We start from the raw sequence: 14,480 nt of genomic DNA, 5'->3' as shown, positions 1-14,480 counted from the left end.
TGCCACGCTGGGCGATGGCAGCAGGGCGCTACTGGGAAACGCGGCGCTGATGAGGGAGCACGGCATCGACATCGCCGCCGCTGAGACCGAGGCGAAAAAGTGGCAGGCGCAGGCGACCAGCGTGATCTATCTAGCCAGCGGCGGGCAGCTGGCAGCGCTGTTTGCGGTGCGCGATGCGCTGCGTCCGGACAGCCGCGCGGCGATCGCGCGCCTGCGAGCAGAAGGAGTGAAGGTGGTGATGCTGAGCGGTGACAATCGAGCGGCCGCGGCAGCCATCGGCCACGAAGCGGGGATTGATGACGTGCGCGCCGAACTGATGCCCGAGGACAAGCAGCGGGTGATCGCCGAGCTGCAGCAGGCGGGCGAGCGTGTCGGCATGGTCGGAGACGGTATCAACGACGCCCCGGCGCTGGCGCAGGCCGACGTGGGCTTTGCCATCGGCCAGGGTACCGATATCGCCATCGAGAGCGCCGGCATGACGCTGATGCGAAACTCGCTGCACGGCGTCGGTGACGCCATCGCCATCAGCCGCGCGACGCTCTCCAACATCAAGCAGAACCTGTGGGGCGCCTTCGGCTACAACGCGTTGGGCATCCCGATTGCCGCCGGTATACTCTACCCGCTCACCGGGCTACTGCTGTCCCCGATGATCGCGGCGCTGGCAATGTCGCTGTCGTCGGTGACGGTGGTCAGCAACGCCAATCGGCTACGCCTGCTGCGACCCGGTGGCGGTCAACGTCCGCCAACCAAGATCGACGCAAAGGAAGCGACGGCATGACACTTCTGCTCAATACCCTGGGCATTGCGGTGATTCTGTTCATCGTCTGGTGGTTCTGGCTGCGAGGCTGATCGCAGCCAGCCAAGAGCGCAACCGGCAAGGAGAAAACGATGACTTCACCACACCACGCGCCACCGCTGGGCGGCGTCATCGAAAGCGTTCTCTACACGGCCGACATGAAGCGGGCCCGGGACTTCTTCGCCCAGGTGCTCGGCCTCGAGCCTCATCTCGAGGACGAGCGCTTCACCGCCTACCCCACCGGCGACACCATGCTGCTGGTGTTCCAGCAGGGCCAGACCGGTGAGACGGTCGATCTGCCCCACGGCATGGGCACGATTCCTCCCCATGACGGCGCCGGTCGCCAGCATCTGGCGCTGGCGATTCCGAGCGCAAGTCTCGACGACTGGGAGGCGCATCTCGCCGCTCGAGGGATCGAGATCGAAGGCCGGACCCGCTGGCCGAAAGGGAGCGTGAGTCTCTACTTCCGCGATCCGGACAACCATCTGCTCGAGCTGGTCACGCCGGGGTTGTGGCCCAACTATTGAACGCCGGCGCCGGTTGAAGCCGCTTTCGCACCAGGGCCTTCAGCTCTGACTGACGCCGGTATAGAGCCCCGGGCGGTGGTTGATGGTGAGAATCGCCCCCAGCACCACGGTCCCGACGATCGAATAGAGCACGTTGGTGACCGGCAGCACGAAGAACGCGGCCAGCATGATCAGGCCGTCCAGGCCCATCTGCACCTTCCCCGCCGGCCAGCCGTAACGATCCTGCAGGTAGACCGCGAGGATGTTGAACCCGCCGAGGCTGCCACGGTGACGGAACAGGAACAGCACGCCCAGGCCGATCAGGCTGCCCCCTGCCAGCGCCGCGAACAGCGGGTCGACCGTGCCGATCTCCAGCCAGTCCGGCAGCATCCAGGATATCCACGACAGCAACGCCACCGCACCAAAGGTCTTGAAAGTGAAATGGTGGCCGATGCGGCGCCAGGCCAGCCAATAGAACGGCAGGTTGACCAAGAAGAAGACCGGCCCGAAGTTCCATCCGGTGACGTAGGTCACCAGCAGCGCGATCCCCGCGGTACTGCCGATCAATATCTGGGCGTGATGATAGAGCGCCAGGCCGAGGGCAGCGCAGGACGCCCCCAGCAGGATGGCCAGCACGTCCTCGTGGGGACGGTGGCGATAGACCCGTTCCATGCGGACCCCCTTGTTGTCGTTGTGCCGCCGGATAGGCAGTCGAATTCAGCGTCGGCGCTTGTGGCGCCGCCGAGGGATTATAACGGCAAGTCTATAAAGCAGACGGCAAGAAGTCAGCGGGCATCCCATGACCCCGATGAGCCGAGGAAATGCTGAACAAACCGGCGAGCGGAGCAACCGGAGCCCATGGGGTAGCGAGGATTCCGATCGGACCGACGCCCCGGCACCGCACAACGCAGTGATTCACCGGAAACGCCGAGCTCGCGCAGCCGTTCAGTCAGTATTTTCTATTCTCCTAAAGGCGCTCGGCGTGCTCGATCATCAGCTGCAACGACTCCCGCCCCTTCCAGCGATTGCGAGACAGCTTGAAGGCGCAGCGCACCCTGTCGCCCAGCGAGATCGGCGCGGCTTCCCCGGGATTGAGCGCGCGGAACCAGATCGCCCGGCAGACGACCGCGTCGCAGGAGAGTTCGAGCATCAGGTGATTGCCCTCGGCGCCTACCGGACGCAGCTGCTCGACGAAGAACTCGGCCTCGAACAGCGGCGCATCGAACTCGCGGCCGTAGGGCGCCAGGGCTTCGAGCTCGTCCAGCGTCGAGAGGCTCATTTGCGAGGCTGTCAGCGCGCCGTCGGTCCATACGACGGGAAACAGCTCCCGCTCGCCGAGCTGCTCCCGCACCGCCTGCAGGAACGCGCGCCGAAACGCCTCCATCTCGGCCAGCGGTACCCCCACGCCGGCGGCCCCCCGGTGCCCACCGAAACGTGGCAGACTCGAGGGCGAGAGCTCGTGAGCGCGCTGCAGCGCATCGCGCAGATGCAACGCCTCGATCGAGCGTCCGGAACCGGTGAGCATGTCCGGCGCGGTCGCCGGTGTCAGCACCAGCGTCGGTCTGCCGTAGGCTTGCACCAGCCGCGAGGCGACGATGCCCTGCACGCCGGCGTGTCCTTCCGGCAGATGGATCACCAGCGCCGGCCAGTTCTCGTCCAGCTGTGGCCTGGCCAGCGCCCGGGCGCTCTCGACCATGTCCGCCTCCAGCGCCTTGCGTGCCTGGTTGTCATCGTCGAGGACCTGAAGATGCTGGCGAGCGATGCCGTCGTCCACCGCCAGCATGTAGTGCAGTGCCGCATAGGGGTCGTCCAGGCGCGAGCGGGCGTTGATGCGCGGCCCCATCTGGAACGCCAGCGTCTCGGCATCGAACGGTACGCTGTCGGCACCGAGGCGCTCCGCCATGACGCGCCAGCAGGCGGATTCCATCCGATTGATCAGCTTCAAGCCGTAGGTCACCACGGCGCGATTGGCGGCACTCGCCCCCAGCGAGACGCAGTCGGCCACCGTACCCAGCGCCACGTAGGAGAGCCACGGCGAGAGCTTCGGCGTCGATGCCGACAGCACGCCCTGCTCCACCAGCACCGAGCGGGTCAGCGACATCATCAGCCAGGCGACCATGCATCCGGCAATGGTCTTGTCGGGATAGCTGCAATCGGGGCGCGTGGGATTGATGGTGGCATAGGCGGAGGTCGGGGGGCCCTCCACCGGCAGCGCATGGTGATCGGTCACCACCACGTCGATTCCGGCCTCGCGCAGCCGGGCGATCCGCGGCTCGTCCGATGAGCCGCAATCGGCGGTGATCACCAGGCTGGGGCGCGGCTTCAGCGCCAGGGTGCGCTCGACCAGCGGCAGGCTGATGCCGTAGCCGTCGTTGATTCGATGCCCGATCAGGCTGTGCAGCTTTGCCGCCGGCACGCCGAACAGCTCGATCATCGAACGCAGCATCACCACGTGGGAAGTGATGCCGTCGACATCGTAGTCGGTGAGAATGCCGATGTGTTCGCCCTCGCTCACCGCCCGCGCGATGCGCTCGGCGCCACGGCGAGCGTCGCAAAGCTGCTCGGGATGGCTGAGGTAGCGCAGCGCCGGTGCGGTCAGCGCCTCGAGCGGGCCCTCGTGGCCGTGAAGGCGGCCGGCGAGAATCCGCGCCTGAAGCTCGGAGAGCCCGGCGGCCAGTCCGCGCCGATAGACGTCTTCGTCGCGGGAGCGCGGCTGAATGCGACGACGGGAGTGGTCGCGAATCGCAGCGGGCGAAGTTGGGAAAACAGGCATCGAGAACTCAGGTGAGTGCAGTCATGACGTGCTCGCGATAGGCCGGGCGCGACTGCAGCCGCGTGTACCAAGCTGCCAGGTGCGGCAGGTCGGGACGCGCGATATCCATCTCGAACCAGGCGTAGGCGAAGCAGCCCAGCGGGATATCCCCCATCCCCCACGCCGGCCCCGACAAAAAAGGCCGTTCGGCCAATGTCCGGTCTGCCATGCCGAGTAGCGCGCCGCAGGCGGCAAGCCCTTTTTCGGCAGCCTTGTCGTCGCGCTGCTCGACCGGCAGGCGCACCGTATTCCAGAACAGATCCCTGAAGGGCGATGCCAGTGACGATGTCGTCCAGTCCATCCACTTGTCGGCCCCGGCGCGCACTGCGGGATCCTCGTCATGCAGGGAGTCGCGACCATATCTGGCACACAGATAGCGCACGATGGCGTTGGATTCCCAAAGCACGAGGTCGTCATCCTGTATACAAGGGATCAGGCCGTTGGGGTTCATGGCCCGGTAGGCGGGTTCGTTGACCACGCCATAGGCGCCGCCCGCGTCGAGCCGTTCGAAGGGCAGCTCCAGCTCGGCGGCACACCACAGCACCTTCTTGACGTTGGTGGAGTTCGCCCGTCCCCAGATCTTCAACATGACTTGTCCTCGCTCTGCCATCCCAAGACTGCGTTTCGCGCCGTGCGCCTCGGCTCAGCGCCGGTTGTCGGCGACGAACGCCTGCACGGCTTTCAGGTCGGCAGGCAGTACGCTGTAGCGCTCTTCGCGCTCGAGCAGATCGTCCATGTGCGGTGGCAGCGGCACGCCGGAGAAGCCCGCCTTGACCACCGCCTCGGCGAACTTGGCCGGGTGCGCCGTTGCCAGCGTGATCATCGGCGTCACGGCATCGGCACGTGCGCGCTCCGCTGCCCGGTAACCGGTGGCGGTATGCGGATCGAGCAGCTCCTTGGTGCGATGATGCGCATCGCGAATCGCTGCCAGGATGGTGTCGTCGTCGACGCTGAAGCTCGAGAATTTCTCACGCAGCCTGGCCAGCGGCGCTTCAGCCAGCACCGCTGGTTCGCTCTGGAAGCGTTCCAGCAGCTCCCGCACGGCGTCGCCATCGCGATCGTAAGCGTCGAACAGCAGCCGCTCGAAATTCGACGACACCACGATATCCATCGACGGTGCCAGCGTCGCCGCCAGTTCACGCTTGGAGAAGTCGTTGTCGGCCAGCGTGCGGTGAAGAATGTCGTTGGCGTTGGTGGCGATGACGAACTGCTTGACCGGCAGGCCCATCCGGTAAGCCATGTAGCCGGCAAAGAGATTACCGAAGTTGGCCGACGGCACGCAGAAGCTGACCTCGCGATGCGGTGCACCCAGCGCCACGCCGGCAGCCACGTAGTAGACGATCTGGGCCATGATCCGCGCCCAGTTGATCGAGTTGACCGCCACCAGCCGCTCGCCGTCGAGGAAAGCCTGGTCGGCGAAGCTCGCCTTGACCATCGCCTGGGCATCGTCGAAGTTGCCCTCGATGGCGATATTGAAGACGTTGTCCGCCAGTACCGTGGTCATCTGGCGTCGCTGCACCTCGGAGACCCGGTTGTGCGGATGCAGGATGAAGATATCCAGATGATCGCAGTGGCGACAGCCCTCGATCGCCGCCGAGCCGGTATCGCCGGAGGTGGCGCCCATGATCACGGCACGTTCGCCACGCTTGGCCAGGAAGTGGTCGAGAATGCGCCCCAGCAGCTGCAGCGCGACATCCTTGAACGCCAGGGTCGGGCCATGGAACAGCTCGAGCAGGAAGTGGTTGGCGTCGAGCTGATTGAGCGGCACCACCGCCTCGTGGCTGAACGTCGCGTAGGTGTCGCGCACCAGCCCACGGAACGTCTCGTCGTCGATCTCGCCGCCGACGAACGGCTTCATCACCCGGAAGGCGATCTCGGCATAGGAGAGCCCGGCCATCGAAGCGAGTTCTTCAGGCGACAGTTGCGGCACCGTCTCGGGCACGTAGAGCCCGCCGTCGACCGCCATGCCGGTCAGCACCACTTCCTCGAAATTCAGCGCCGGCGCCTGGCCGCGCGTACTGATATAACGCATCTTCGGTTCCTTCGGAAAGATCGCGGCTGCGCCGCTTGAAGATGGAAGATCGGCGCGTTGCGCCTGAAAGAGCGAAGAGAAACCCAAAAAACCAGAGAACCAATGCTGGCCTGTCTTCCCTCTTGTATCTCACCTCTTCCTTCTCGGCTTATTCCTGCTCGTCCAGCGACTCGACGCGGATTCGCGTCACCGGCCCGGCGATGTCGGCCAGCGATTCCAGCTGACGGATCGCCTCGTTCATGTGCTTCTCACGGGTCCGGTGCGTCAGCAGGATGATCGGCACCAGTTCACCCTCGGTGGCTTCCTTCTGGATGATCGCCTCGATCGAGATCCCCTGCTCGGCAAGGATCGTCGCCACCCGCGCCAGCACGCCGGGGCGGTCCACCGCCAGCAGCCTCAGATAGTACGCCGTGACGATCTCTTCCATCGGCAGGATCGGCAGCGCGTTGGCTTCGTCGTTGACGCCGCTGAAGGCGAGGTAGGGCACCCGATAGCTGTGGGCGGTGGCGATATTGCGGGCCACGTCGAGCAGATCGGCAACGACGGCGGAGGCGGTAGGCTCGGCACCGGCGCCAGCACCATAGTAGAGGGTCGGCCCCACGGCGTCGCCCATCACGGCGATGGCGTTCTTGACCCCGTGCACATTGGCCAGCAGCCGCTCCTTGGGAATCAGCGTCGGATGCACGCGCAGCTCGACGCCGTTGTCGCCGCGACGGGTGATGCCCAGATGCTTGATGGTGTAGCCCAGGTTATCGGCCTGCTCGACGTCCTCGGCGGTGATCCGCGCGATACCCTCGGTATAGGCGCGATCGAACTGCAGCGGCACGCCGTAGGCGATGGAGGCGAGAATCGTCAGCTTGTGGGCGGCATCGATGCCTTCGACGTCGAAGGTCGGGTCGGCCTCGGCATAGCCCAGCGCCTGGGCTTCGGCGAGGACGTCCTCGAACGCCCGGCCCTCGTCGCGCATGTGGGTCAGGATGTAGTTGCCGGTCCCGTTGATGATGCCGGCCAGCCACTGAATGCGATTGGCGCCGAGGCCTTCGCGCAGCGACTTGATCACCGGAATGCCACCGGCCACGGCCGCTTCGAAGGCGACGATCACCCCCTTCTTGTGGGCGGCGTGGAAGATCTCGTTGCCGTGGACGGCGATCAGCGCCTTGTTGGCGGTGACCACGTGCTTGCCGTGCTCGATCGCCGTCATCACCAGCTCGCGGGCGACGTCGTAGCCGCCGATCAGTTCCACCAGCACATCGATGTCGGGGTTGCGCGCGACTTCGAAGATGTCACGCGTCACCTTGACCCCGGAGGTGTCGCAATGGGGATTGTCACGACGCGCACCCACCTGCTCGATGACGATGGGACGACCCGCGCGACGAGCGATCTCGTCGGCGTTGCGCGTCAGAACGTCGAAGGTGCCACCGCCCACGGTGCCCAGCCCGCAGATACCCACTCTCACCGGATCCAAGATGTCGCTCTCCCCTGCTCGGTTGTACTGGTCGCATCACCCTCCGGAGCGGTGGCCGCGGTCACGGCACCTGTCCTCTGTCGAACGGATTTCATCCACAAAGCGCCCTGAAGGGCGGTCACGGTAGAAAGCCCAGCCCCCCTTGTCAAGCTGACTCGGAGGGATTCACGCCGGGCATCAGCTGTCGCCGTCGGCGTTCACGTCGAGCATCGCCGCCAGACGCTTCGCCGGCAGGTAGCCGGGCACCATCTTGCCGTCGGGGAAGATGATCGCGGGCGTCCCCTGGATGCCGGACTCGACGCCGAGTCGATACTGGGACGCGATGGTGGCATCGCAGCTTTTCGGCGCCTCCACCTCGTCACCGCGAAACGCAGCGCTCATCGCCTCGGAGCGGTTGTCGGCGCACCAGACCTTGGCGAGCTGCCGTGCCGCGTCGGAGTTGGGGCCCATGCGAGGAAAGGCCAGATAGTCTACCTCGATCCCCATGTCGTTGAGCTGGGACATCTCGGCATGCAGCTTGTGACAGTACGGACAGGTGGGATCGGTGAACACGGTGAGCCTGGCCTTCACCTTCCCGGCCGGCTTGTAGACCACGCGCTGATCTTCGGGAACGGCGTCGACCAGGGCCTTGCGGCGCTGATTGGCCGCCTGTTCGGTCAGGTTGACCATGCCGTCTTCGGCGTTCTCGTAGAGATCGCCGACGATCAGGTACTGGCCGTCGGCGTCCGAGTAGAGCGTGTTACCGCCGCGCAGGCGCACCTCGTAGAGCCCCGGTACCGGTGAATCGTCGATGGCCTCGATCGGCAGCGGCTGGCCGCCATGGGCATTCAGCTTGTCGGCGAGATCGGCGGGGGGCTCGGCGAACGCACTCGGCGCCAGGACCACGCCCGTCAGGGCAAGGGCGGGCAGTAAACGACTTCTCATGTTCAACCTCTCGGGTGGTGTTGGGCGTGCAGCGCTTCCAGGCGCGCCTGGGCCACGTGGGTATAGATCTGCGTGGTCGACAGGTCACTGTGACCCAGCAGCAACTGTACGACACGTAAATTGGCCCCATGATTCAATAAATGAGTCGCGAAGGCGTGACGCAGCGTATGTGGCGACAGCGGCTTGTCGATGGCCGCAAGCTGGGCGTAGTGCTTGAGCCGGTACCAGAAGGTCTGGCGGGTCATGAAACCGTCGTGTCGCCCGGGGAACAGCGGCGGCTGGCGAATGTCCCGCATCAGCTCGTTGCGGCCCTGACGCAGATAGCGCTCGACCCACTCGAGGGCCTCTTCCCCCAGCGGCACGAGACGCTCCTTGTCGCCCTTGCCGCGCACCATCACCACCCCCTGGCGCAGGTTGACCGCATTCAGCGTCAGCCCCACCAGCTCCGACACCCGCAAACCACAGGCGTAGAGCACTTCCAGCATGGCGCGATCACGCAATCCCAGCGCGGTCTCCACATCCGGCGCCAACAGCAGGCGATCGACATCGCGCTCCTCGAGCGTCGATGGCAATCCCGGCTGCACTCGCGGCGCCTGAATCTCCGCCAGCGGGTCGTGGCTCATTAGCCCTTCGGCCAGGGCCCAGCGGTAGAAGCGGCGCAGGCAGGAGAGCTTCCGGGCGATGGACCGCGCATGATAGCGCTCGCGACACGCCTCGACGAACGCCGCCAGCGTGCTATCGCCCGGGGCGAGCAGCCGTTCTTCCTGGGCTTCGAGATAGCCGATCCAGGCCGTCAGATCGCGGCGATAGGCACTCAGCGTGTGCTCGCTGGCGCCGCGCTCCAGCCACAGCGCATCGAGGAAGGCATCGCGTCGGTCGTGATCGTTCATGCGGCTCCGTGACGGACAAACTGGCGTGGCCAAAAGCGCCATCATAACGCGGAAACCCCGCGAGCCGAACGACTCACGGGGTTTCCTGCGGACCAGCCGGATACGCCTCCGAGCGGAGGCGCGGGCCGGATCAGCCCAGCTTTTCCTTGATGCGGGCAGACTTGCCGCTGCGCTCGCGGAGGTAGTAGAGCTTGGCCTGGCGCACGTCGCCGCGACGCTTGACTTCGATACCGGCCACCAGCGGGCTGTAGGTCTGGAAGGTACGCTCGACGCCGACGCCGTGGGAGATCTTGCGCACGGTGAAGGCGGAGTTCAGACCGCGGTTACGCTTGCCGATGACGACGCCTTCGAAAGCCTGGAGGCGCTCGCGGCTGCCTTCCACGACCTTGACCTGGACGACGATGGTGTCGCCGGGCGCAAACGCCGGGATTTCCTTGCTCATCTGCTCGTTCTCGAGCGCCTGGATCACCTTGTTCTTGCTACTCATGTCTTGCTCCTCGTTGAAGAAACGTCCCTGGGGGCGTTTCGTAATCCCGGCGCCCGTCCGGCGAACGGTCGGGGCGGAATCGGACTCGTGGATGACACATGTCGACGATCACTTCACTCGACAGTCACGCTGTTCGAGGAGCTGTCGCCTCATGCACCGCCGTCGCGGGAGGACCTGCTTCCCGCGGCGTGTTCGTCGATGAATTCGTCGAGCAGCTTGCGCTGTTCGCGATCCAACGTTCGGCTCTCCAGCATATCCGGGCGCCTGAGCCAGGTGCGCCCGAGGGATTGCTTCAGCCGCCAGCGACGAATCAGCTCGTGATTGCCGCTGAGCAGGACGTCCGGGACACGATGGCCATCGATGACCTCGGGCCGCGTGTAGTGCGGGCAGTCCAGCAGGCCGTCGGCGAACGAATCCTCGCTGGCCGAATCGCTGTGGCCCAGTACCCCGGGCACCTCACGCGCCAGCGCATCGATCATCACCATGGCCGGCAGCTCGCCGCCGCTCAGCACGTAGTCGCCGATCGACCACTCTTCATCGATATCGGCCTCGACCACGCGCTCGTCGATACCTTCGTAACGACCCGCCACGACGATCAAGCCGTCACGTGTCGCCAGCTCCCGCGCCCCTGCCTGGTCCAGCCTGCGTCCCTGGGGAGACAGGTAGATCACGCTGGGACGATGGCCCGCGGACTCGGCACCGGCGCGCGCCTCGGCCAGTGCAGCGCGCAAGGTGTCGACCTTCATCAGCATGCCGGGGCCACCGCCATAGGGGCGATCGTCCACCGTGCGATGCCTGTCGGTGGCGTAGTCCCGGGGATTCCAGAACGCCAGTTCCAGCACTCCCCGCTCCACGGCGCGCCCCGTGACACCGTGCCGGGTAATCGCCTCGAACATCTCCGGGAACAGGGATACGACACCAATCCACACGGTACGCTTCTCCTACCCGTCGCCGACCGCTTGGCTCTCACCGACCTGGACAGCGGCACAGGGTGCCAGCACTGTCGTTGTCAGAAGGAGGGGTCCCAGTCGACGATCATGGAGCGATCGGCCAGATCGACCTGAACGATGACGTCGTCAGGCAGGAACGGCAACAGCCGCTCGCGATCGTCGAGACTCCCCTCGCAGGGCCTGACCACCAGCACATCGTTGGCACCGGTCTCGAACAAGTGGTCGACACGTCCCAGCTTGACGCCGTCGCGGGTCTCCACTTCGAGTCCTTCCAACTGATGCCAGTAATATTCGCCGCTATCCAGTTCGGGTAGCGCCGTCTTTGCCACCGCCACTTCGGCACCGGCCCACTGCTCGGCCTGCTCCCGCGTGTCGATGCCTTCCAGCCGCACCACCAACCCCTTGCCCTGCGGCCGCGCCTCGAGCAGACGACGCGACTGCCGCTGCCCCTGCATCGACAATATCCACATCGGATAATCGAAGATGCCCTGGGCCGGGCTGGTATACGAATAGACCTTGAGCCACCCTTTCACGCCGTGCGGGCTGGTCAACCGACCCAGCACCACATATTGCGTCTCGTCACCCGGCATCAGCCTGTCCTGCTCGGAGTCTTTCGGCAAGGTGTCACCCGACGGTGTCTTGCGAGCCGCCTGCGGCATGACGATCGAACTCAGGCCTGGGCTTTGCGAGCTTCTTTGACCAGCTCGGCAACGCGCTCGGAGACCTGCGCACCCTGGGACTGCCAGTGGGTGACGCGGTCCAGATCGACACGCAGGCGCTCTTCCTGGCCGCGGGCGACCGGGTTGAAGAAGCCGACGCGCTCGATGAAGCGTCCATCGCGGGAAACGCGAGAATCGCTGACGGTCAGGTGATAGAAGGGACGCTTCTTGGCGCCACCACGTGCCAGACGAATGGTTACCATTGCGTTGATAATCCTTCGGTTAAGTTAATCGTTACGCCACGAAATCGAGTCTTCTCGGACACACGCCCGAGACGAAGACGCAGCATTCTACGGAAAACACCGTGTGTTGGAAACCTTTTGTTGCGGTTGACGGTTGCGGGTGGACGAGTCAGCGCCGGGGGAAACCGCCGCCGCCCATGCCACCCATTCCGCCGGGGCCTCCGGGGCCTCCGGGGCCGCCAGGACCTCCGCCCCCCATCATGCCGGACATGCCGCGCATCATCTTCTGCATCCCGCCCTTCTGGCCGGCTTTCTTCATCATCTTCTGCATCTGCTTGTGCTGCTTGAGCAGACGATTGAGATCGGGCACCTGCAGCCCCGCACCCATGGCGATACGACGCTTGCGCGAGCCGTTGATGATCTCGGGCTTGCGGCGCTCCTGCGGGGTCATCGAGTTGATCAGCGACTCGAGCTTGCCAAACTCCTGCTCGGCACCCTTGTTCTGGGCCATCTCCGCCATCTGCCCCATCCCCGGGAGCTTGGACATCAGGCCACCCATGCCGCCCATCTTCTTGAGCTGCTGAAGCTGGTCGCGGAAGTCCTCGAGGTCGAACCCCTGGCCCTTCTTGACCTTCTTGGCCAGCCGCTCGGCCTTGCCCTTGTCGACGTTGCGCTCGGCTTCCTCGATCAGCGACAGCACGTCGCCCATGCCGAGAATGCGCGAGGCCACCCGGTCGGGATGGAACGGCTCGAGCGCATCGACCTTCTCGCCCATCCCCATGAACTTGATCGGCTTGCCGGTGATATGACGCACCGACAGCGCCGCACCGCCGCGCGCATCGCCGTCGGCCTTGGTCAGGATGACCCCGGTCAGCGGCAACGCGTCGTGAAACGCCTTGGCGGTGTTGGCGGCGTCCTGGCCGGTCATGGCATCGACGACGAACAGCGTCTCCTGGGGCTGAATCGCTCGATTCAGGGCCTGGATCTCCGCCATCATCGCCTCGTCCACCGCCAGCCGCCCGGCGGTGTCGACGATCACCACGTCGTGGAACTGGATCTTGGCGTGCTTGATCGCCGCCTCAGCGATCGCCACCGGCTGCTGGGCGCTGGTCGACGGGAAGAAGTCGACCTCGACCTCCCTGGCCAGCGTCTCGAGCTGATCGATGGCCGCCGGCCGGTAGACGTCGGCGGAGACCACCAGCACTTTCTTGTTCTCGCGCTCGCGCAGGTACTTGGCCAGCTTGGCGACGGAGGTGGTCTTGCCCGCACCCTGCAGGCCGGCCATCAACACGACCGCGGGCGTGCCCTTGAGCGTCAGCGCCTCGTTGGCCTGGCCCATGATCGACTCCAGCTCCTGCTGGACGATCTTGACGAACTGCTGGCCCGGCGAGAGGCTCTTGGAGACCTCCTGCCCGACCGCGCGCTCGCGCACGCGGTCGACGAAGTCCTTGACCACCGGCAGCGCCACGTCGGCTTCGAGCAGGGCCCGACGGACCTCGCGCAGCGTGTCCTTGATGTTGTCTTCGGTCAGACGCGCCTGGCCGGTGATCGACTTGAGCGTCTGCGACAGGCGATTGGAGAGACTTTCGAACATGAAACGCTCCGGGCAGCGATGCCTGGCGCCAGCGTGGCTCGAACCCGAGCTCGCGACGCCGCTGGAAAGGAATGTGGGCAGCATTATACGCATGGATGCGGTTCGGCTCCATGCAGCGCGGTGCCACGAGTCGATGGCTGGGCGAGTTGGCGGTGATTGGGTATAGTGGCGGCGGAGCGCGATGGCCTGTCATCCAGGGTTCGTTGCCACCGGCAACAGCCCCTGGCACATCCGCATCTCGTACTCTTTTCATCGTCATGGCGGCTGTTCGAAGACCGCCCACGAGGCCAAAACACCGATGCCGGCGCTTCCTTTCGCCCTTGTCGCTATTGTCTGTTATCTCGCCGCCGGGCTGTGGCAAAGCCTGAGCCTCGCCCGCCGGGTCGCCGAACGCCCGACCTGGGTGCGCGGCGTCGGGCTGATCGCGCTGGCCTGCCACACCTTCATCGTCGCCCTGGCCATCATCGGCCCCCACGGCCTGCACCTGGGCCTGACCCAGAGCGCGGCACTGGTGGGCTGGCTGGTCGTGGCGCTGCTGCTGGCCGCCAGCCTGTTCAAGCCCGTGCTCAACGCCGGCGTCTGCGTCTTCCCGCTGGCCGCCATCACCATCGTCGGCGTCGTCGGCATGCCCAGCCGGATGATCGAGTCCGGCGTCTCCCCCGGTCTCTATTTCCATATCCTGAGTTCGATCGCCGCGTTCTCCTTCCTGGCCATCGCCGCGGTCCAGGCCGCGCTGCTCGGCTTTCAGCACCACGCGCTGAAGCGCCGTCAGACCAGCGGCATCGTCCAGGTGCTGCCGCCGCTGACCCGCATGGAGCAACTCCTGTTCGAGCTGATCTGGTGCGGCATGCTGCTGTTGACGGCAGCCATCGTCAGCGGGTTCGTGTTCGTCGACAACCTGTTCGCCCAGCACCTGGCCCACAAGACCATCCTGTCGCTGCTGGCGTGGCTGATATTCGCCGGCCTGCTGGCAGGGCATCATCTTCTCGGCTGGCGCGGACCCAAGGCGGTGCGCTGGACACTGGCCGGCGTCGCGATGCTGGTACTGGCGTTCTTCGGCACCAAGTTCGTGCTCGAATACATCTTCCACTACAACGCCTGACCTCTTGCCCGGCCGGAAACT

At 65.4% G+C, this 14,480-nt stretch carries 15 protein-coding genes; 3 read left to right on the top strand and 12 right to left on the bottom strand.

Annotated elements, in window-relative coordinates:
- Both Q0602_RS16010 and Q0602_RS16005 read left to right on the top strand, forming a co-directional pair.
- On the top strand, positions 1-778 hold a 778-nt coding region (locus tag Q0602_RS16010; RefSeq protein ID WP_298845432.1), incomplete at its 5' end, for an HAD-IC family P-type ATPase.
- Positions 779-888: 110 nt separating this feature from the next.
- Complete coding sequence (locus Q0602_RS16005; protein WP_298845430.1) at positions 889-1,323, top strand: VOC family protein; 435 nt, start codon at positions 889-891, stop codon at positions 1,321-1,323.
- A gap of 39 nt (positions 1,324-1,362) precedes the next feature.
- On the opposite strand, the gene Q0602_RS16000 is transcribed toward Q0602_RS16005, so the two are convergent.
- From Q0602_RS16000 to ffh, 12 genes are all read right to left on the bottom strand, one after another.
- The gene (locus Q0602_RS16000; protein WP_295037250.1) at positions 1,363-1,974 is read right to left on the bottom strand and encodes a YitT family protein; all 612 of its coding nucleotides are present in this window, start codon (positions 1,972-1,974) and stop codon (positions 1,363-1,365) included.
- Between the two features lie 295 nt (positions 1,975-2,269).
- Complete coding sequence (locus tag Q0602_RS15995) at positions 2,270-4,075, bottom strand: DHH family phosphoesterase (RefSeq protein WP_298845428.1); 1,806 nt, start codon at positions 4,073-4,075, stop codon at positions 2,270-2,272.
- A gap of 7 nt (positions 4,076-4,082) precedes the next feature.
- On the bottom strand, positions 4,083-4,703 hold the full coding sequence (locus tag Q0602_RS15990) for a glutathione S-transferase (RefSeq protein ID WP_298845426.1): 621 nt from the start codon (positions 4,701-4,703) through the stop codon (positions 4,083-4,085).
- A gap of 54 nt (positions 4,704-4,757) precedes the next feature.
- Entirely contained in the window at positions 4,758-6,146 is a 1,389-nt protein-coding gene (gene thrC, locus Q0602_RS15985; protein ID WP_298845424.1) for a threonine synthase, read from the bottom strand.
- A 148-nt stretch (positions 6,147-6,294) separates the two neighbouring features.
- Positions 6,295-7,611 (bottom strand): homoserine dehydrogenase, encoded by a 1,317-nt coding sequence (locus tag Q0602_RS15980; RefSeq protein ID WP_295037243.1) that lies wholly within the window; start codon positions 7,609-7,611, stop codon positions 6,295-6,297.
- Between the two features lie 177 nt (positions 7,612-7,788).
- Positions 7,789-8,535: a DsbC family protein gene (locus tag Q0602_RS15975; protein WP_298845422.1), complete on the bottom strand. Its 747-nt coding sequence runs from the start codon at positions 8,533-8,535 to the stop codon at positions 7,789-7,791.
- Between the two features lie 2 nt (positions 8,536-8,537).
- On the bottom strand, positions 8,538-9,425 hold the full coding sequence (gene xerD / locus Q0602_RS15970; protein WP_298845420.1) for a site-specific tyrosine recombinase XerD: 888 nt from the start codon (positions 9,423-9,425) through the stop codon (positions 8,538-8,540).
- Between the two features lie 130 nt (positions 9,426-9,555).
- Positions 9,556-9,912 carry a 50S ribosomal protein L19 gene (gene rplS / locus Q0602_RS15965; protein WP_295037237.1) on the bottom strand — a complete coding sequence of 119 codons (357 nt, stop codon included), beginning with the start codon at positions 9,910-9,912 and terminating at the stop codon, positions 9,556-9,558.
- 149 nt (positions 9,913-10,061) lie between these two features.
- Positions 10,062-10,841, bottom strand: coding sequence for a tRNA (guanosine(37)-N1)-methyltransferase TrmD (gene trmD, locus Q0602_RS15960; RefSeq protein WP_298845418.1), 780 nt, complete (start codon positions 10,839-10,841; stop codon positions 10,062-10,064).
- 80 nt (positions 10,842-10,921) lie between these two features.
- A complete protein-coding gene (rimM, locus tag Q0602_RS15955) occupies positions 10,922-11,452 on the bottom strand; it encodes a ribosome maturation factor RimM (protein ID WP_298845436.1) in 531 nt (176 codons plus the stop codon).
- Between the two features lie 80 nt (positions 11,453-11,532).
- Positions 11,533-11,784, bottom strand: a complete 252-nt coding sequence (rpsP, locus tag Q0602_RS15950; RefSeq protein WP_075560779.1) for a 30S ribosomal protein S16 — start codon at positions 11,782-11,784, stop codon at positions 11,533-11,535.
- 148 nt (positions 11,785-11,932) lie between these two features.
- The gene (ffh, locus tag Q0602_RS15945; protein ID WP_298845417.1) at positions 11,933-13,357 is read right to left on the bottom strand and encodes a signal recognition particle protein; all 1,425 of its coding nucleotides are present in this window, start codon (positions 13,355-13,357) and stop codon (positions 11,933-11,935) included.
- 181 nt (positions 13,358-13,538) lie between these two features.
- On the opposite strand from ffh, the gene Q0602_RS15940 reads away from it, so the two are divergent.
- On the top strand, positions 13,539-14,459 hold the full coding sequence (locus Q0602_RS15940; protein ID WP_365677081.1) for a cytochrome c biogenesis protein CcsA: 921 nt from the start codon (positions 13,539-13,541) through the stop codon (positions 14,457-14,459).
- Positions 14,460-14,480 lie beyond the last annotated feature (21 nt).

Source organism: uncultured Salinicola sp., from assembly GCF_937921195.1.
Taxonomy (GTDB): domain Bacteria; phylum Pseudomonadota; class Gammaproteobacteria; order Pseudomonadales; family Halomonadaceae; genus Salinicola.
The sequence above is the reverse complement of the archived record's forward strand: the minus strand, read 5'-3'. Positions and strand labels throughout refer to the sequence as shown.